Raw genomic sequence first — 20,640 nt, forward strand, 5'->3', positions numbered from 1 at the left:
TCATCATGAAAAAGGTTAATATCTTAATGTTTGTTGGCGTTGTTATGTTAGGTTTGTTTGGATTTGGTGCATCTGGCTATGCTCATGGCTATATTACCTCACCTGGAAGTCGTGCTTATTTCGGAACTGCAGCAGCTGGTAATTTGAACCAAAATGTTGGACGAGCAGAGTGGGAGCCACAAAGTATTGAAGCACCAAAAAATACCTTTATCGATGGGAAAATAGCAAGTGCTGGGGTTACTGGATTTGAGCCACTAGATGAGCAAACAGCAACTAGATGGCATAAAAATATCATCAATACTGGCAACTTGAATATTACTTGGTTTTTAACTGCGCAGCATAGTACAAGTACTTGGGATTACTATATCACTAAAACTGGTTGGAATCCTAATGCACCATTGAAAATCAGTGATTTTGAATTGATATCAAAAATTGATGACAAAGGTGCAAGACCGCCACAAACTGTCAAACAAACAATCAATATTCCAAAAGATCGTAAAGGCTATCACGTGATCTTGGCTGTATGGAATATTAGTGATACAACCAATGCTTTTTATCAAGTAATTGATGCGAATATTCAATAATAAAGCATAAGAATCTTTTGGGTTCAATTTCAGCGAATATGTGCTAGAAATACCAATTATTCAAAGACAAGTGTAGGAGACTGAGGCAAAACTTGCTTCAGTCTCTTTATTTCTAAAAATGTGTAAATGGTGTTCAATCATCAGCTCCTCGAAATAAGCCTGAATTTTTCAAAACATGAGAAGCTGTTTCGAGATTTTCATCTTTAAATTTGAGAAGCAGTTTTCGGAAATTCGTTCTAAATTATTGATGCTAAACACTGTTGCTTCAACCTTCTTTTGTTCATGAGTGAATGATTTTGGTTAAGGAAAGGTTTAATGTATGATATAGCTACAACAATGCTTCATTAAATGGAGTATTGGTAGTTTTTAGTAGGGGGAAAAGTATGATGAGATTTTTTAAGAAGAATACGCAAGATACAAGCGATGAAACTAATCATGTTGCACCACTTGCTAAAGAAACACTTGACCAGCAAGAGTTCGACTCTTTCTTTGCTGAAGTGTTAAAAAAAATGCCACAAAAATCAGCTAGAGTGATCCTTAATGCTTATGACCAATCGAAAATCGTAGCAGAAAAAATCCTTGCAAAAAATCAAGCAAAATTTGATCATGTATTTAAAGATTTCTTAAAAGGAGTCGATGAAACGACACGCAAAAAAAGTCATAGGATCATTCACGCGGCTTCGTTAACAGCTGCAATCATCGGTTGCTCTCCGATCCCTTTTTCAGATGCGTTTTTATTAGTTCCAGTTCAATTGACTATGATGGCTCGGCTACATAAACTTTTTGGACAACCTTGGTCAGAAAGTTTAGGGAAAAGTGTTTCTAAAGAACTTGTAGTAGTCAGTTTAGGAAGAAGTACTGTCGGAAATATTGTCAAATTTGTACCAGCAGTTGGAACTGTTACAGGGGCAGCGATCAATGCCACTGTTGCAAGTGCCATCACCGAATCACTAGGGTGGACCACCGTAAAGATGCTGAATGATGGGGAAGATATATTTGAACAAGTCATGTCATTCAAAGGACAATCCCAGACATTGTTTCGTGCATTAAAAAGTATCAAAAAGTAAATATTTAGTGGATAAATTGAATTAGTAAGAGTTAAAAAAGTGGACAATCATGAACTATTGCATAACAAAAACATCCAAAACACAGCTCTGTGTTTTGGATGTTTTTTATTTACTTAGGTTGGGTTAAGTCAGACGAGCAGAAAAAGTACCGAAAAAAGTTCAACTAATTTTTGCTGATAACACTTGATCTTCTAGTCAATTTTACAACGACTTCACATCGAGCCGTTTGGGGAAACATATCCACTGACTGCAAATACTCCACTTTGAATTTCTTACTTAATTGTCCCAGATCTCGTGCTAAGGTTGAGACGTTGCAGGAAATATACACTAATTTCGTTGGCGGATAGTTGAGGATCGATTGAATCAACTGGGGATCAAGCCCTGTACGAGGGGGATCGACAATGATCCCATCTGGTTCAAATCCTTCTTCAAGCCATTTTGGTAATAATTCTTCAGCAGTTCCAACTTCATAATGGGTATTAGTATACCCTAAACGTTGAGCGTTTTTACGTGCATCATCAATAGCCTGAGGAATCACATCCATTCCACGGATTTCTTTCGCTTGTTTTGCTACACTTAAACCAATCGTTCCCACACCACAGTAAGCATCTACGATCGTTTCATTTGGTTGGATCGCGAGTGCTTTGATTCCTTCATTATAAAGGACTTCTGTTTGTTGCGGATTCAACTGGAAAAAAGCTCGTGGTGAGAGATCAAAAGTAACTTCATTGAGATGTTCTTCAATAGCATCTTTTCCCCAAAGGTGGATTGTTTCATCGCCCATTACGAGAGAAGTTTTAGCAGGTTGAACATTTTGCATGATTGAAACAACCTCTGGCAATTGTTGGTTAATGTCACGGATGATTGCATTTTTTTGTGGAAATTTTTGACTGCGAGTAATAAAGACAACTTGTAATTCACCCGTTTTTATTCCAACACGTACCATGATCGTCCGAAAAATGCCGCTGTTGCTCCGTTCATCATAGATAGGAAGGTCATACTTATTCAATAACTCGACGACCGTATTCATCACTTTCTGTGTCTGTGGTTCTTGAACTAAGCAATCGATTAATGGCACAAGTTCATGGGAATTTGCTTGATATAGCCCAGCTTCGATTTGTTGTGTTTTCTTATTTTTTCTTAATTGGAATTGTGCTTTGTTTCGGTAATGCCATGGTTCTTCCATGCCAATCGTTGGACGTAATTCGTAAGAACGAAAGCCAGCCGGTTTGAATTTTTCTAGCGCTTGCATAAGCAAATCTTTTTTGAAATCAAGTTGTGCCTGATATGCTAAATGTTGAAGCTGACAGCCACCACATTCATAATACACTGGACAAGGCGCCACCACTCGATCCTTGCTTTGCTTTTTGACTTTGAGTAACTGAGCTTCCGCATAGCGAGGTGTTGCTTTCGTGATCTTGACAAGAACTTCTTCTTTGGGCAGTGCATAAGGGACAAAGATGATCAAACGTTTGAAATAACCGATCCCTTCACCGTTGATACCCAGTCGTTTGATTTTTAAAGGGATGGTTTGGCCGTTTTTGACAATGGTTTCTGTCATAAGTATCTTCCTTTTTTCTAATAGTGTGGTTTTATTCTAACATATTATTAATAGCGATGGGGATTTTCTATGTTATGATAAGAATATACGTTCGAGGAGGTAACTCAATGATAACAGTTACTAGGATCAGTAAAGGCAAAGGTCCGTTTTATCAAGTCGAATTATCTGAAGGAGATTCTTTGAAGGTTTCAGAAGATATCTTGGTGCGTTACCGCTTGTTAAAGGGACAAGAATTAACAGAAGAAACAATTGAGGAAATCAAGAAAAGTAGTGGGTTTGACTTTGGTCTCCAACAAGCGCTCAATTATCTAAGTTATCAATTGCGTTCGGAAAAAGAAATTAGAACTTATTTGAAAGAAAAAGAGATTGAACTAGCTGACCGTAACAAGATCGTGGATCGTTTAAAGGAATTAGATTTGATCAATGACCTCGTCTATGGTGAAAGCTACGTGCGGACAAATGTACGACTAAGTGACAAAGGACCAAAAAAAATAGCTCAGCAATTACAACAAAAAGGTTTGAAACCGGAAATCATCGAGCAGGCGCTGTTGCAATATCCAGAAGAAGAACAAATAGCGATAGCATCGCAAACGGCAGAAAAATTATTCAATAAAAATCATGGGAAAAGTCATAAAGAACTTTTTAGAAAAATTCAACAAAACTTGATGACAAAGGGATTCACCCAAGAGGCGATCCAACAAGCCATCGCCCATTTACCACAAGAAACGGATGAAGACGCTGAATATGAAGCATTAGTTTCACAAGGGGACAAGTTATGGCGTAAAAATGAGAGATTTGAACCGAAAAAACGTAATTTAAAAATCAAACAAAGCTTATATCAAAAAGGATTTGATTTAGAAATGATCCAACGATTTATCGTAGAAAAGGAAGAAGCAAGTGAATAAAGAATGGGAAAAATGGACGGAAGAGGAAATCGCACAGTTTCAAACGCAATTTGTTGGCTGGTACGAAAAAGAAAAACGCAATCTACCTTGGCGCTATGATCGTGATCCTTATCGTATCTGGATTTCTGAAATCATGCTTCAACAAACCCGTGTAGATACGGTAATTGCTTATTTTTATCGCTTTATGGAATGGTTTCCGACGATTGAAGCGTTAGCTGCGGCACCAGAAGAAAAACTTTTAAAGGCTTGGGAAGGATTGGGGTATTATTCTCGCGTACGAAATATCCAAGCTGCTGCCCAACAGATCATGACAGAATTTGATGGACGTATGCCGCAAACACCAGAAGAAATCAGTTCATTGAAAGGGATTGGCCCTTATACTACAGGCGCTATTTCAAGTATTGCTTTTGGTTTGCCAGAACCAGCAATCGATGGGAATGTCATGAGAGTCGTGAGTCGCTTATTTTGTATTGAAGCTGACATCGCCAAAGCTTCTAGTCGGAAAATTTTTGATGAGGCGATGCGTAGGATCATTGATGAAAAGCATCCTGGTGAGTTTAACCAAGCAATGATGGATCTAGGATCGGCCATTTGTACACCTACTTCACCTAATTGTGAATCATGTCCGATCCAATCATTTTGCTTAGCTTACAAAAAAAATGAGCAAACCTCGTTTCCGGTAAAAACAAAGAAAGCCAAACCGAAAGATGTCTATTATGTGTGTGCAGCGATTCAAAATGAGGCGGGAGCCTATTATTTTGAGGAACGACATACGCAAAGGTTATTAGCAAACATGTGGACGTTCCCGATGGTAGAAGTCACAAAAGAGAAATACGAATGGTTGCAAGCTGAATGGGCTCAATCTCATGAACCAAGCTTATTCGATCAAGACAAAGTTGCAGAAGAAGAAACGGAGCTACCCTTTCATTTTAAAGAACAATTGATTTGGCAAAAGCGGCATTTGGGAGAGGTAACGCATATCTTTAGCCATTTGAAATGGCATGTATTACTATTTTACGGTCGAATACCTTCTCAATCAAATGACAAATTTCCTAAAACTGAAATAACACAATGGTTATTACCAGAAGACTTCGATAACGTGGCTTTTCCAAAAGTACAGGTAAAATTAAACGAACAATTAGAGAAAAATCGAAACAATAGTAATCCTTTCTAGGCAAAGCTCTTTTTTATTGATATAATAATTACGATGTCGGTGTAATGAACACCCAAACACAAAGCATGAGATGCTGCGTAAGGAAGGGTTGCTATGGGAGTCCCAAAAGAAGGTGAGTTTGTAACGATCCAAAGTTACAAACATGACGGCAAATTGCATCGAACGTGGCGTGATACCATGGTATTAAAAACAAGTGAGCATTCGATGATCGGTGTCAATGATCATACTCTAGTTACAGAGTCTGATGGACGTCGTTGGGTGACTCGAGAACCAGCAATTGTGTATTTTCACAAAAAATACTGGTTCAATGTAATAGCAATGATTCGAGAAAAGGGGGTTTCCTATTATTGTAATCTAGCTTCACCTTTTTTGCTGGACGATGAGGCATTGAAGTATATTGATTATGATTTAGATATCAAAGTTTTTCCTGATGGAGAGAAACGATTACTAGATGTCGATGAATATGAGATGCATAGCCAAATGATGAATTATCCGAATGATATCGACTTCATCCTAAAAGAAAACGTGAAGATCTTGGTTGACTGGATCAATAATGGTGAGGGCCCTTTCTCCGAAGGCTATATTGATATTTGGTATAACCGTTACAAGCAATTGTCGCGCAAGTAAACAAAAAAAAGCAGTAAGCGCAAAAGTTTTGCGTTTACTGCTTTTTTGCTATGGGTTCTTCAACATAGACACTGATGATGGAAGAAAAAGGACAAGGGATGATCCTTGCTTTGATAGCCTGTCAATAATTAAAAGACTTTTTTCATTGCGATATGAGCAATACCAGCATCTTCAAATGGTTCTCCATAAGCAGTGAATCCTAATTTTTTATAGAAATTCTCAGCTGTTGCTTGGGCGCCTAGCAAAATCGTATTATATCCTTGACTTTTGGCGAAAGCTTCAGCTTCAGCTACTAAAATTTGACCTAATCCTTGATGACGATAATCTGCAAGAATCGCCATTCGTTGTAACTTCATTTTTCCATTTTCTAATGGTAATAGCCGAACAGTCCCACAAGGTAGATTTTGGTCTGAATAAAGAACAAAGTGGATGCAATGTGCTTCATTTTGATCAATTTCTCTAGTTATAGGAACGCCTTGTTCTTTGACAAAAACTTGGTTTCTAATACGAACGGCATCAAGGTAAATATCACTTAATGTATCTTTTGTTTGAACGACTTTCATCCGAAACCCACCTTTCATTCGTTTAGTATACTGTAAAGAAAATAAAATGAAAAGTGGATAAAAAAACAAATAGCAGTAAGAATAAAAGAAATTTTCACACAAATAATATATACTAGTAAAAAAGACGAAAGGAGGAAGTATATTGTTTGAAAAATTGAAACAATCAAAATTGATGTTTTGGTCTTGCGAATTACTCATTATCGCCACGTTGATCTTGGTTTCTTCAAAAATAAATTTTATCTTTCAACCAATTGGAACGTTTTTCTCAACATTATTCGCGCCAGTCTTGATTGCTGGATTTTTGTATTATTTGTTGAATCCTATTGTCAAACTATTGATGAAGATCAAAATCAAACGCATTTGGGCGGTAGCAATCGTATTACTTTTGCTTGTCGCAGCGATCATCTGGATTTTGCTCAGCGTGATTCCTAGCTTGATCCAACAAATTTCATCCATCGCATCGAATATTCCTGACTTTATTAGTCGTGTAGAGACTTGGTTAAATAATATGGCCCAACTACCGATCTTCAAAGAAGTAGATATCAATCATTATTTGAATCAATTAGATATTTCTTATGCTAAGATTATCCAACAGTTCCTCAGCGGGATTTCAAACAGCTTAGGATCGCTTGTCGGTACGATCGCTTCTGCTACAATCGTGATCATCACAGCTCCATTTATTTTGTTTTATATGTTGAAAGATGGAGAAAAAATGGTTCCGACAGTCAAGAAATTCTTTCCTGAAAAGAGAAGAGATCAAATTGTTGAATTACTTGGTCAATTGAACAAAACATTAGCTAACTACATTAGTGGTCAAGCGATTGAATGTCTTTTTGTCGGAACATTTACTTTTTTGGGGTATCTGATTCTAGGGGTCAATTATGCCTTTTTATTTGGCGTCATCGCTGGTTTGACTAATTTGATTCCTTATCTAGGTCCTTACCTAGGCTTAGCTCCAGCATTTTTAGTGACAGTATTCAATGATCCTGTTAAAGCACTGCTTTGTTGTGTCGTTGTCTTGATCGTTCAACAATTGGATGGAAATGTGATTTATCCAAATGTCATCGGAAAATCATTAAAAATCCATCCGCTAACGATCATCATTGTGTTATTAGTAGCAGGAAACATTGCTGGTTTGATCGGGATTTTCTTAGGTGTACCGTTTTATGCCATTTGTAAGACGATTATTTCTTATGTCATCAAAATTGTTAAAGAAGACCAGCAAAATGAAAAAAAGAAAAAAATTGCAACGACATTGGAATAACGTATCAGCAATTCCGACTAATTGCTTCATAGTTGTTTTTATTGCAAAGAAAAATTCTTTGTGATAACATTTTAGCGTGGCTATCTTTATAGTCACGCTTTTTTTCTATCGTAAACAAAAAAATTAAAAAATATAAGGAGAGAATGCGATTATGAATGCTGACCCTGAGAGTCAGTCGCTGTTAGCGCAAATTTTATTACTGATCATTTTAACTTTGATCAATGCTTTTTTAGCTGCTTCCGAGATTGCTGTTGTTTCGATCAACAAAAATCGAGTCGAGCAAAAAGCGGAAGAAGGAGATGTTAAATCTCAAAAGCTTTTAAAAATATTGCAGAACCCAAATAACTTTCTGTCAACGATCCAGGTAGGAATCACGTTAGTCAATATCCTATCCGGTGCTTCGTTAGCCAATACATTATCAGAAAAATTAGCACCATTATTAGGTGGTAGTGTAGCAGCAAGAAATATTGCCAATATTATTGTTTTAGCTATTTTGACCTACGTATCGATTGTTTTTGGTGAATTGTATCCTAAACGAATTGCCTTGAACAAATCAGAAGAAGTAGCCAACTTTACTTCAGGGATCATCCGTCTGATCGGTGTGGTTGCCAAACCTTTCGTCTGGTTGTTATCTGCATCGACTAGTTTATTAGCTCGTGTCACACCAATGACTTTTGACGATGAAGATTCAAAAATGACGAGAGATGAAATGCGGTATATGTTGGAAACTGAAGGTGTACTTGATAATGAAGAGTTAGAAATGCTGCAAGGTGTTTTTTCTTTAGATACCAAAGTAGCTAGGGAAGTAATGGTTCCTCGAACAGATGCTTTTATGATCGATATCAATGACTCCGTTGAAGAGAATGTCAATGAAGTTTTATCAGAAAATTATTCAAGGATTCCGGTCTATAATGAAGACAAAGACAAAGTTGTTGGGATTCTTCATACGAAAAACTTATTGAAAGCTGCTCATAAATTTGGATTTGAACATTTAAATATTCAAAAAATCATGCAAGAACCTTTATTTGTACCAGAGACAATATTCATTGATGATCTCTTGTACGAAATGAAAAAAACTCAAAACCAGATGGCTATTTTACTGGATGAATATGGTGGAGTCGTTGGTTTAGCGACTTTAGAAGATTTACTAGAAGAAATCGTCGGTGAAATTGATGATGAATCAGATGAAGTCGAAAAATTATATGAAAAGGTTGCTGAACATGAATACGTGATCCAAGGACGAATGTTGATCGATGAGTTCAACGAAGTATTTGACAGTAACTTGCACATGAGCGATGTCGATACGATGGCAGGCTATTTAATCACTGCTTTGGGCATGATCCCTGATGAGGGAGAAAAATTATCGTTTGATGTAGACAACATTACCTTGACTTCTGAAGAAATGGAAGGTTCTAGAATTTTAAAAATTCGCGTGGTGTTCCATGATCCTAAAGAAGAAATTGTGGAACCAGATGAGGAACGTCGTTTATTTTATAAAGATTTTGATGAAAATGAGCCGAGAAGATAAGATATGTTTCATCCTTGCACAGAAGAGATTTTGTGCAAGGATGTTTTTTTCTTTTTTCCAAAGTTGATACGTAAATCAGTGTGGTTCCCTAAGTTGAGGGGTAGTCAGAAACAAGTGAGGCAGAACTTTACCCTTTTGTAAAGATTACTAAAACATACAATAAGATCCTATGGTCCCAGTTAACTTATACATAATATAACCAGTATATTTAAATGTTTTGTTGGTTGACAATAAATTTTTGCTAGAGTATTATGAAAACGCAAACACAAGTTTCATGTGACTAGGTTATACTAGGCATGGAAAACACGTACGGAGTCTTCCGTCGTTTTTTCATGCCTATTTTTTTATATGTTTAAGTGAATCAGTGAGGAGGTGGGGAAAATGTAAAGTAGTGTTTTTAGTAGAAAGACAGATTTTAAATATTTTACGAATAAGCAGATATGAGCGATTCTTCCAATGATTTATCTCAATTGAAACTAAAAAACTAAGAACGAATATTAGGTAGTTTTCTCAAGTAAAAGTAGTATGTACAAAAGTTGCAAAGAATGGATAAAAAATTGATGATCATTCATTTTGCCTCACGACTTAAAATTTTTTATCGACTATTCTATTTAACTAAAGGAGGAATTTGTTAATGAAGAAGGCAATCATTTTTGCTTTAACAGGATTGGCGCTTGTTGTTACATCTTTTTACAGTCCAATCGTTTGTGCTGAAGATACTGAAGATTTTTTGTTTCAAAAGAATGTTACCTACTCAGGAGTAGAAGGTGGGAAACAAGGAGATAATTGGAAATATCCGCAATTTGTAGGTGAAAAAGCGGTTGATGGGGATGTATCGACGAGATGGTCAGCGGATAAAACAGATAATCAGTGGCTGACTGTTGATATTGGAGAAGAAAAAACAATTGGTCAGGTGGTTTTACACTTTCATGCGGAGAGTCCAGAATATGAGGTATTAGTTTCTAACGACAATCAAAATTATCAATCCATCTATAAGGAGGAGCGTGGAAGTGGCGGGAAAGAAGCAAAAAAATATATTGAAGTAGCGAATGTAACAGCTCGATATATTAAATACCAACAACTAAAAATGTGGAAGCACACGAATGGTCAATATTATGGTTCGAGCATTATTTCAATGGAAGCTTATAGTCAAGCACGTTTACCTGATGGGATAAAGTTTTCGATTGATTCAGCCGAAATCAGCGAGAAAAGATCCAAACAATTAACTTACATATTAACACCAACAGGCGTCCAAGTTCCTGAAAAACAAATTGAGTGGAGCAGTAGTGATCCTAGTATTGTCAATGTAGACAGTCAAGGAAGAATGAAAGCACTCAAAACCGGAGAAGCAAAGGTGACTGTGAGAATCAAAAATACGGATTTAAGTGATACGATTCCAGTTACGGTTATTCAAGAAAAAGCAGAGTATCGTGAAATGCGTGAGAAATGGAAAGCACGCTTGCTAGGATCTAAAGAAGATCATGAAGAATTTGATCAGGATTCGGACGTAAAAAAATATCGAGCGAGAATAGCCAAAGATAGTTTAGAATTATGGCAAACACTTAATAAGTCAGAAAATAGAACTTATTTGTGGGAGAAAAAAAGTTCAGACACACTATCAGCAGACTATACCACTCAATTTACCAACATCAAAAAATTGACATTAGGTTATTATGATCCTTCGAGTTCATTACATAAGAATCAAGAGGTTTTTACGCAAATTTTGAAAGCAATTGATTTTATGATTGAAACCAAAAACTACAATGGAACTTACTGGAGTGGGAATTGGTGGGATTGGCAAATTGGATCAGCACAGCCATTAACAGACACACTGATTTTATTACATGATGATTTAATCGAAAAAGATGATGCAATCTTAACTAAATTTGTTGAACCTTTAAACCACTATGCGCAAGATCCTAAAGTTCAATGGCCTAGCTATACGGCTACAGGAGCGAACTTAACAGATATATCTATTACCGTCTTAGGAACAGCCATTTTATTAGAAAATGATTCCCGAGTAGAGGCAGTTCAAAGCGCTGTTCCATCCGTTTTAAAAATGGTGACAGGAGGAGATGGCTTATATTCAGACGGCTCATTAATCCAACATAGTCATTTCCCATATAACGGAAGTTATGGAAATGAATTGCTGAAAGGCTTTGGACGGGTTCAAACGATTTTGCAAGGGACACATTGGGAAATTAAAGATGACAATATAAATAACTTGTTTCAAGTAACCGATAAAGGTTATTTACAATTGATGGTAAATGGGAAAATGCCCTCAATGGTATCAGGACGAAGTATTTCTAGAGCTCCTGGGACGAATCCCTTTACCTCTGAATTTGAATCTGGAAAGGAAACAATCGCCAATCTTACATTAGTAGCGAAATTTTCGCCAGAAATTTTACGCAAGAAAATTGATTCGTCTATTAAAGCATGGCTTGAGCATAGTAGTTATTTTTATGATTTTTTTGAAAACCCAAGAGACTTTGAAGCGTTGATTGATCTTAAGAAAATCATGAATGAGCCTTCGATAACTAGTAAAGAAGAGCAAAATTTCGTGAATATTTATGGTTCAATGGATCGGGTGTTTCAAAAAAACGAGAGTTATAGTCTCGGAATAAGTATGTACTCTAGTCGTATTGGAAATTATGAATATGGAAATACTGAAAATAAAAAAGGATGGCATACGGCTGATGGGATGGTTTATCTTTATAACGGTGACCTCGCTCAATTTGATGAAGGTTATTGGGTCACTATTGATTCTTATCGCTTACCAGGTACCACTATAGACACAAAAGTGTTAGCAGAAGGTGCTTCTACTGGTAAAAAGAGTCCTCAGTCTTGGGTGGGAGGATCGAATAATGGCAAAGTAGCTGCAGTCGGAATGTTTGTAGATAAGAAAAATGAAAATATGGATTTGGTAGCAAAGAAATCATGGTTTTTGTTAGAAGATAAATTGATTAATTTAGGCAGTGGAATCAGCGGAACAACGAATGCGACAATTGAGACGATCCTTGATAATCGAATGATGGATTCAAGTAACATGCAAATTATCCAAAAGAAAACAGCTGATTCTACTTGGATCAATCTTACTTCGACAAATCCACTCAATAATTTAGGTTACATTTTTCCAAATACCATGTCGAACGTTGACGTTCAAAAAGAAATTCGAACTGGCAAATATTTGGATATCAACGAATATTTTGTCAATGATCAATCATATACAAAAGAATTTGTAAAAATCATCAAAAATCATGGAAGTAACGCTCAAAATGATACTTATGAGTATTTGACTGTTGCTGGAAAGACAGCAGAAGAAATGGCAGAAATGGCGCAACATAAAAGCTATAATGTGTTAGCAAACACACCAGAAATCCAAGCGATTGAGACAAAAGACTATCTCATGTTGAATGCTTGGAGTGGAAATCAACAGGCAGCTTTTGTTCACGTATCTGAACCTGCATCCATTATTGCAGAAAAATTGAGTAATGATACTTATCGACTGTCAATTGCGAATCCTGTTCAAAATAATAAGGTGATTGAATTTTCGATTGAGAAAGAGATCATTGAGGTTATCGAAAAAGAGTCCGAAATTACCATGGATTCAGGAGCATTTCTATTTGATAGCAAAGGGTTAAAAGGAAGTTCGAGATTAATTACTATCAAAGTTCCTTCAGAAGTAGATAAAACAGCATTAGAAAAAATAGTCGAAGAAAATCAAAACCGAAACGAAAGCGACTATACAAAAGAAAGTTGGAAAGTCTTCACTAAGGCAATGGAATTAGCCCAAGCGGTGTTAACAGATCCAAAAGCAACGCAAGCCGAAGTAGATGAAGCAGTTCAAGCAGTGAGAAAAGCCATTGAGCAACTGCAAGAAGTAACTAAAGTAGACAAAACAGCATTAGAAAAATTGGTCGAAGAAAACCAAAACCGAAACGAAAGCGACTATACAAAAGAAAGTTGGAAAGTCTTCACTAAGGCAATGGAATTAGCCCAAGCGGTGTTAACAGATCCAAAAGCAACGAAAAGCGAAGTAGACGAAGCAATCCAAGCAGTGAGTAAAGCCGTCGAGCAACTGCAAGAAGTAACTAAAGTAGACAAAACAGCATTAGAAAAATTGGTCGAAGAAAACCAAAACCGAAACGAAAGCGACTATACAAAAGAAAGTTGGAAAGTCTTCACTAAGGCAATGGAATTAGCCCAAGCGGTGTTAACAGATCCAAAAGCAACGAAAAGCGAAGTAGACGAAGCAATCCAAGCAGTGAGTAAAGCCGTCGAGCAACTGCAAGAAGTAACTAAAGTAGACAAAAAAGCATTAAAAAAATTGGTCGAAGAAAACCAAAACCGAGTTGCAAGTGGTTATACAGCGGAAAGTTGGCAAGTGTTCCGCAAAGCACTGGAAGCAGCGCAAGCAGTGTTAGCTGATTCAAATACTACGCAAGCTGAAGTAGACGAAGCAATCCAAGCAGTGAATAAAGCCATCGAGCAACTGCAAGAAGTAACTAAAGTAGACAAAACAGCATTAAAAAAATTGGTCGAAGAAAACCAAAGCCGAGTTGCAAGTGGTTATACGGCAGAAAGTTGGCAAGTGTTCCGCAAAGCGCTGGAAGCAGCGCAAGCAGTGTTAGCTGATTCAAATACTACGCAAGCTGAAGTCGAACTAGTGATGAACGATTTGGTGCAGGCTATCGAACAATTAGAGAATAAAGAAACTGCATCATCCTCTGAGGAAGATAAAAACATCAATAATAAAGCAGAGCAAGGTAAAAATACACAAGAGGGCAACAATGAAATAGGTAAATCTTCTATTAGTGAAGAGACTGGTAAGGAAGGTTTATTACCAAAAACAGGTGAAAAAAATAACCAAGTTATTCAAAAATTAGGATATACAATTTTATTAGTGGTATTCGTTAGCTTGTTCCTATTGAAAGGTCGAAAGGAATCTAAGAGGAGTCAAAATAAATTAGGCAAGTAATCTGATGAAAAACACAAGGTAAAATAAATAATCATTTGTCTGTAGATGATTGAAATAGACAGTTGAACTTGGAACAAAAGCCTGTTCCAAGTTCAACTTTTTTCGTTTAATCTGTTTTCAGTTGTTATAGTAGCAGGAAAAGCTTTATTTTCTCTTATTGAAAAAGTCGTTTATATGATATTCAACAGAGAAAGATAGAAGACTCATAACAAGTGTTTATTTTTTGATAGTTTCCATGATATACTTGGTAAGTTGAGATAGCTAGTTCGATCATTCCTTGAACAGGATGACGAATAAGATGATAATGATGTAACAGAAATGGAGTAAAACATGAATAACCCTAACTTAAAACAACAAGTAGATAACCGACGCACGTTTGCGATTATTTCCCATCCGGATGCTGGTAAAACAACGATTACTGAACAATTACTTTTATTTGGTGGCGCAATACGTCAGGCAGGAACTGTCAAAGGGAAAAAGACTGGTAACTTTGCAAAATCTGACTGGATGGAAATTGAGAAGCAACGTGGAATCTCAGTTACCAGTTCTGTGATGCAGTTTGATTATCATGGTAAAAGAGTCAATATCTTAGATACCCCAGGGCATGAAGATTTTTCTGAAGATACGTATCGGACATTGATGGCTGTCGATAGTGCGGTTATGGTCATCGATAGTGCCAAAGGGATTGAAGCTCAAACAAAAAAATTATTCCAAGTCGTTAAAAAAAGAGGAATCCCTATTTTTACCTTTATCAATAAGTTAGATCGAGATGGTCGCGAACCATTAGAACTTTTAGAAGAATTGGAAGAGTTGCTCGATATCGAGTCTTATCCAATGAATTGGCCGATTGGTATGGGGAAAGGCTTAGAAGGACTCTATGATATCCACCATAATCGTATTGAGTTTTATCGTCCAGAAAACTATAATGATGAGCGCCTTGTTGCCTTGGATGAAGAAGGATTGCTGCCAGAAGGCCATCCTTTGACAGAAAATTCATTGTATGAACAAGTTCTTGAAGAAGTAGAATTGTTGAAAGAAGCAGGAGATTCTTTTAATGAAGAAAAAATTGCTCGGGGAGATCAGACACCGGTCTTCTTTGGTTCAGCGTTAACAAATTTTGGTGTGCAAACATTTTTAGAAACCTTCGTGGAATTAGCCCCTTCACCTTACGGACATCAAACACAATCAGGACAAGAAGTTAGTCCTTATGAAGAAGAATTTTCAGGTTTTGTCTTTAAGATCCAAGCCAATATGAATCCAGCTCACCGAGATCGGATTGCTTTTGTGCGAATCTGTTCTGGAACTTTTGAACGTGGGATGGATGTTCAATTAGAACGAACAGGTAAAAAATTGAAGTTAAGTAATGTGACGCAGTTTATGGCTGACTCAAGAGAGAATGTCGAGAATGCTGTAGCAGGGGATATTATCGGGGTCTATGATACAGGAAATTATCAAATTGGCGATACTCTTTATGAAGGAAAATTGAAGGTGGCGTATGAAGAGTTACCATCCTTTACTCCGGAATTATTTATGAAAGTCACTGCTAAAAATGTGATGAAACAAAAATCATTCCATAAAGGTATCTATCAGTTAGTCCAAGAAGGTGCGATCCAACTCTATAAAACTTATTTGACGGAAGAATACATCATTGGTGCAGTTGGACAACTTCAATTTGAAGTATTCCAATACCGGATGCTAAATGAATACAATGCAGAAGTGATCATGTCTCCTATGGGTCATAAAATTGCCCGTTGGATCGAGCCCGAAGATTTAGATGAGAAGATGAGTTCTAGTCGTAATATCTTGGCACGTGACCGTTTTGATCAGCCATTATTCTTGTTCGAAAACCAATTTGCTGAACGTTGGTTTGCTGACAAGTACCCAAATGTCAAATTAAAAAGTTTAATGTAAAGCGCTCATCACATGGTGGTGCTTTGGGAGTACTATGAAAATAGCCGGGAGAGAATAACTAAATAATCCGGAGGAATTTAATGATGATTAAAGTAATGTCGATCTTTGGAACACGTCCAGAAGCAATAAAAATGGCACCTTTGATCAAAGCGCTGGAAAAAGATGAGCGCTTTGAATCAATCGTGACGGTTACAGGCCAGCACCGTGAAATGTTAGACCAAGTGTTAGAAGTGTTTGAAATTACTCCTGATCACGATCTAGATGTGATGAGTGTCAATCAAACACTCACCGCTATTACAACGAAAGTTCTTTTATCATTAGAACCAATCTTACAAGCAGAACAGCCTGATATCGTCTTAGTTCATGGAGATACGACCACAACATTTGCTGCAGCGACCGCAGCATTTTATCAACAAATTAAAGTCGGACATGTCGAAGCAGGATTACGAACTTGGAACAAATGGTCACCGTTTCCTGAAGAAATCAATCGGCAAGCCACAGATGTTTTAGCGGATCTCTACTTTGCGCCAACCAATGAAAGTGCTGATAATCTTAGAAGAGAGCACCACGATGAAGCAAACATCTTCGTTACTGGCAATACGGCGATCGATGCGATGAGGTACACGATCGTGGCGGATCAAAAAAGCGATCATCTTTCGAGCAGCTCCACTAAACAATTATTAGTAACAATGCATCGACGTGAGAACCTAGGCGAGCCAATGGCGAACGTTTTTCAAGCATTAGGAAGGATTGCTGAAGAATTTTCTGATGTATCCATTATTTTTCCGATGCATAAAAATCCTAAAGTACGAGAATTAGCTGATACTATTTTAGGACAATATGAGAATGTTCAGCTGATCGAACCATTAGATGTCATTGATTTTCACAATTGTGCAGCCAAAAGTTATCTTATATTAACTGATTCAGGCGGAGTTCAAGAAGAGGCACCTTCTTTAGGTGTTCCGGTTCTTGTCTTACGTGATACCACTGAACGACCGGAAGGTGTAAAAGCCGGAACTTTAAAACTCGTTGGTACAGACGAAGAGACAGTTTATGACGAGACAAAACAATTGTTAACTGATGTAAAGGCTTATGAAAAGATGGCACAAGCAAAAAATCCTTATGGAGATGGTTACGCAAGTCAACGAATCTTAGAGGCTATCGCAGCCTCATTTCATTGATTACAGGTTACCAAAAAAGCAAAAAAAAACTTTCCAACAATTTTGGTGGAAAGTTTTTTTTATTTTAAAGAAAAAATTGGTAAATTCTTTGAAATAAAATGAATTAAAATAAAGATGTGTACATATAAAAAGAAAAAAGGGGGAGTTGGATGGAAACACTGGAGCAACGAAAACAACGTAAAGCAAGAAAAAAGTTAGAAATGCAGCGTTTATGCAGGCTGTTAGATGTTGAAGGTTGGGAGCATAATGAATCGATCGTTAACGAAGTAAGAGCAATCGTTCGACTAGGAAAAACACCAAAAAAAGAAACCAATCAATCTTAGAAGATCCAGCTCTATAAATGAGCTGGATCAAGGATAAAATCAAACATTATCCTTCGATCCTTCTAAAAAAGGTTTCTTTTTTTTGTTTATTTGTAATCATCACATTGCAACCTCAGTGTGGGGATGATGTTTCGGAATCGAGATTTCAACTAAGTCATCTAATTCAATTACTTGGATTTCGTTTTCTTGATATAGGGCGTCATGGATTTTATTGAGGAAGTACGTTTTGACTTCTTCAATTTCTTTGGGTTGTATTTTTCGTTTTTCATTAATCAGTAAAATCTCGTTATGTTCCGGTGCTTCAGTGTAAACAATCATTGTATTGCCTGCAGTGTAAACCTTCACCATATGAGCATCTGTATTTTCCAATTGGTTTAAAACCAAACGTGAATGACTATTCGTTACATTGACAAATTTCATGGCGCTCACCTCTTTTATGTAGATTTTAGATACAACTTAATTTCATTATAATTTTTTTCTAATGAAAAGAACAGTATTTTGCTTTTGTCAAAAAACAATCAAAAATCCGCTTTGAGCAATGAAGCACCCGTGAGAAAAGCTGTCGCTTTTTCATGGGTGCTTCATTTTTTATCAGTCGCAAAGCGAAGTTTTTGTCAGATGTTTAGTTTGTTGGCTCGTTTGTCGTTTCTTTGACTAAACGTTCTGGTTTAGAAGTGATCACAATTTTTTCTTCTTTATCCAATTTTGCTTTTAGTTCATGGATTGAAGGATGGTCTAAATAAAATTCAGCAATTCCATCTTCGATTTGTTCTTGGATCGTTCGACGAAGAGGGCGTGCGCCCATTGCTGGGTCATAGCCCAAGTCAACAAGTTTTTCTTTGACATTTGTCGGCACTTCGATATGCAGTTGTTGTGCTGCTAACATTTCATTGACTTCATCTAGCATCAAGGTAACGATGGTCATTAAGTTTTCTTTTGATAGCGCACTAAATTCGATGATTCCATCGAAACGGTTCAAGAATTCAGGTGTGAAGTAATTGTTTAGTTGGTTTAAAACAGAACGAGTAACCCCTTCACGAGCTGCTCCAAAACCGACATTTGCTTCGACTTTACCTGTACCAGCATTACTTGTCATAATGATGATCGTATCTTTAAAGCTTACTGTCCGACCTTGTGCGTCAGTCAAACGGCCATCATCCAAAATTTGGAGGAACATGTGTAACACATCAGGATGTGCTTTTTCCACTTCATCCAATAAAATCAAGCTATAAGGATTACGACGTACTTTTTCAGTAAGTTGACCTGCCTCTTCATAGCCCACATAGCCAGGAGGAGAACCAATCAATTTAGATACACTATGTTTTTCCATGTATTCAGACATATCAAAACGAATCATTGAATCTTCGGAACCGAATAATTCAAATGCCAGTTGCTTGGCTAATTCAGTTTTGCCGACACCAGTTGGACCTACGAATAAAAATGATCCGATAGGGCGGTTTTTCTTGCTCAAGCCAACCCGATTACGACGAATAGCTTTTGCCACACGATCTACGGCATCGTCTTGTCCAATCACATGTGCTTTTAGATCAGTCGCAAGATTCTTCAATTGTGTTTGCTCTTTTTCTTTTAGATCGCCAACGGGAATGCCCGTACGTTCTTCCACAATTTTTTCCATATCTTTTTCTGTGATAACAGGCGTTTCTTCATCTGTTAATTGACGTTCTTTCATCTTTTCTAATTTACTGATTTGGTCACGATAATAAGCGGCTTTCTCAAAGTCTTCTTCTTTAGAAGCTTGGATTTTTTGTTCCTGTGCTTCTTCAAGTTTTTTATCAATGGTTTTAGGATCAACGATTTGAATCGTTAAGTTTTTCTTTGAGCCAGTTTCATCAAGCAAGTCAATCGCTTTATCTGGTAAGAAACGATCTTGAACATAACGATTTGAGAGAATAGCTGCAGCTTCGATTGCTTCATCGGTATATTTGACGTGATGGTAGTCTTCGTAGCGTTTTTGCAATCCTTTTAAGATACTGATTGTTTCCTCAACAGAAGGTTCAACGACCCGAACCGGTTGCATCCGTCTTTCTAAAGCTGCATCTTTCTCGATGATGCGGTATTCATTTAATGTAGTGGCACCAACCATTTGTAGTTCGCCACGAGCTAGAGCTGGTTTTAAAATATTTCCCGCATCCATGTTCCCATCACCGGCAGAACCAGCACCGACAATTTCATGGACTTCATCAATGAATAATATGACATTTTCAGCCTGCTTAATTTCTTCGATCAATTTTTGCATCCGTTCTTCAAATTGTCCACGGATACCAGTTCCTTGAACCAAAGAAACCACATCTAAACGAATCACTTCTTTATCCATTAATTTTTGCGGAACATCGCCATCTACGATTTTTTGTGCAAGTCCTTCAACTACGGCAGTTTTACCAACACCAGGCTCACCGATTAATACCGGATTGTTTTTTGTTCGACGGTTTAAAATCTCGATCACACGTTTGATTTCATCATCACGGCCGATCACAGGATCAATGTCACCTTGACGAGCTTGTTCGGTGATGTTGATTCCGTATTCTCCTAAAAGACCTTCGGAATTTCCTTGTTGCGGTGGTTGACCGCCGTTAAAGTTGTTGTTACCACCGAATTGGGTTGGAGGAGTTTGTTCATAGTTTCCTTGCTGTTGCATTTGGCGGGACATGGAGCGGAATAAGTCGTCCAAGCTGCCAAAACCAAAAGGATCATTTTGAGCCATACTAGTCAGACCTCCATTTTGTTGATTTTTAATTTTTTGATAGCAACTTTGGCAGTAATCAAGTTGCGTTCTCTGTCCGTTTACTGTTGCATATAAGTGGATCGTTGCTTCATTTTTCCCACAATTTTGACAAAGCATAAATGATTCACGTCCTTTCACATGATTCACATGTTTCCATTCTATTTTACAACGCGTAACTACGAAGGTAAAAGAATAACCCTCATTTACTCAAAAGTTGAAAAGGTAAAAAAT

15 protein-coding genes are annotated in these 20,640 nt (G+C 37.1%); 11 read left to right on the forward strand and 4 right to left on the reverse strand.

Going from position 1 to position 20,640, the window contains the following annotated elements:
• Nucleotides 1-5 precede the first annotated feature (5 nt).
• Nucleotides 6-584, forward strand: a complete 579-nt coding sequence (locus tag IGL28_RS04165) for a lytic polysaccharide monooxygenase auxiliary activity family 9 protein (RefSeq protein ID WP_010719701.1) — start codon at nt 6-8, stop codon at nt 582-584.
• A 386-nt stretch (nt 585-970) separates the two neighbouring features.
• The gene (locus IGL28_RS04170) at nt 971-1,651 is read left to right on the forward strand and encodes a YcjF family protein (RefSeq protein ID WP_034698910.1); all 681 of its coding nucleotides are present in this window, start codon (nt 971-973) and stop codon (nt 1,649-1,651) included.
• 163 nt (nt 1,652-1,814) lie between these two features.
• Here IGL28_RS04170 and rlmD read toward each other — a convergent pair whose 3' ends face one another.
• Nucleotides 1,815-3,212, reverse strand: coding sequence for a 23S rRNA (uracil(1939)-C(5))-methyltransferase RlmD (rlmD, locus tag IGL28_RS04175; protein ID WP_081128624.1), 1,398 nt, complete (start codon nt 3,210-3,212; stop codon nt 1,815-1,817).
• Nucleotides 3,213-3,319: 107 nt separating this feature from the next.
• Here rlmD and recX point away from each other — a divergent pair, with 107 nt between their 5' ends.
• The 3 genes from recX to ntdP all read left to right on the forward strand — a co-directional run bounded on the left by recX (nt 3,320) and on the right by ntdP (nt 5,918).
• On the forward strand, nt 3,320-4,117 hold the full coding sequence (gene recX / locus IGL28_RS04180) for a recombination regulator RecX (RefSeq protein WP_010738148.1): 798 nt from the start codon (nt 3,320-3,322) through the stop codon (nt 4,115-4,117).
• A complete protein-coding gene (gene mutY, locus IGL28_RS04185) occupies nt 4,110-5,291 on the forward strand; it encodes an A/G-specific adenine glycosylase (RefSeq protein WP_081128626.1) in 1,182 nt (393 codons plus the stop codon). Before recX ends, mutY begins: the two co-directional genes overlap by 8 nt.
• A gap of 93 nt (nt 5,292-5,384) precedes the next feature.
• The gene (ntdP, locus tag IGL28_RS04190; RefSeq protein ID WP_010719696.1) at nt 5,385-5,918 is read left to right on the forward strand and encodes a nucleoside tri-diphosphate phosphatase; all 534 of its coding nucleotides are present in this window, start codon (nt 5,385-5,387) and stop codon (nt 5,916-5,918) included.
• A 128-nt stretch (nt 5,919-6,046) separates the two neighbouring features.
• Here ntdP and IGL28_RS04195 read toward each other — a convergent pair whose 3' ends face one another.
• Nucleotides 6,047-6,481: a GNAT family N-acetyltransferase gene (locus tag IGL28_RS04195; RefSeq protein WP_010719695.1), complete on the reverse strand. Its 435-nt coding sequence runs from the start codon at nt 6,479-6,481 to the stop codon at nt 6,047-6,049.
• 142 nt (nt 6,482-6,623) lie between these two features.
• Here IGL28_RS04195 and IGL28_RS04200 point away from each other — a divergent pair, with 142 nt between their 5' ends.
• From IGL28_RS04200 to IGL28_RS04225, 6 genes are all read left to right on the forward strand, one after another.
• A complete protein-coding gene (locus IGL28_RS04200; RefSeq protein WP_010719694.1) occupies nt 6,624-7,745 on the forward strand; it encodes an AI-2E family transporter in 1,122 nt (373 codons plus the stop codon).
• A gap of 151 nt (nt 7,746-7,896) precedes the next feature.
• On the forward strand, nt 7,897-9,273 hold the full coding sequence (locus tag IGL28_RS04205; protein ID WP_010719693.1) for a hemolysin family protein: 1,377 nt from the start codon (nt 7,897-7,899) through the stop codon (nt 9,271-9,273).
• Nucleotides 9,274-9,907: 634 nt separating this feature from the next.
• Nucleotides 9,908-14,251, forward strand: a complete 4,344-nt coding sequence (locus IGL28_RS04210) for a polysaccharide lyase family 8 super-sandwich domain-containing protein (RefSeq protein ID WP_438843897.1) — start codon at nt 9,908-9,910, stop codon at nt 14,249-14,251.
• A gap of 330 nt (nt 14,252-14,581) precedes the next feature.
• The gene (locus IGL28_RS04215) at nt 14,582-16,162 is read left to right on the forward strand and encodes a peptide chain release factor 3 (protein ID WP_010738143.1); all 1,581 of its coding nucleotides are present in this window, start codon (nt 14,582-14,584) and stop codon (nt 16,160-16,162) included.
• Nucleotides 16,163-16,242: 80 nt separating this feature from the next.
• Nucleotides 16,243-17,343, forward strand: coding sequence for a non-hydrolyzing UDP-N-acetylglucosamine 2-epimerase (wecB, locus tag IGL28_RS04220; RefSeq protein WP_010738142.1), 1,101 nt, complete (start codon nt 16,243-16,245; stop codon nt 17,341-17,343).
• A 149-nt stretch (nt 17,344-17,492) separates the two neighbouring features.
• Complete coding sequence (locus tag IGL28_RS04225) at nt 17,493-17,666, forward strand: hypothetical protein (RefSeq protein ID WP_010719688.1); 174 nt, start codon at nt 17,493-17,495, stop codon at nt 17,664-17,666.
• Between the two features lie 99 nt (nt 17,667-17,765).
• Here IGL28_RS04225 and IGL28_RS04230 read toward each other — a convergent pair whose 3' ends face one another.
• On the reverse strand, nt 17,766-18,086 hold the full coding sequence (locus IGL28_RS04230) for a DUF1827 family protein (RefSeq protein ID WP_010719687.1): 321 nt from the start codon (nt 18,084-18,086) through the stop codon (nt 17,766-17,768).
• A 202-nt stretch (nt 18,087-18,288) separates the two neighbouring features.
• Nucleotides 18,289-20,526 carry an ATP-dependent Clp protease ATP-binding subunit gene (locus IGL28_RS04235; protein WP_034867873.1) on the reverse strand — a complete coding sequence of 746 codons (2,238 nt, stop codon included), beginning with the start codon at nt 20,524-20,526 and terminating at the stop codon, nt 18,289-18,291.
• Between the last annotated feature and the right edge of the window lie 114 nt (nt 20,527-20,640).

This window comes from Enterococcus sp. AZ077 (assembly GCF_051714965.1).
In the GTDB taxonomy this organism is placed as follows: domain Bacteria; phylum Bacillota; class Bacilli; order Lactobacillales; family Enterococcaceae; genus Enterococcus_B; species Enterococcus_B hirae.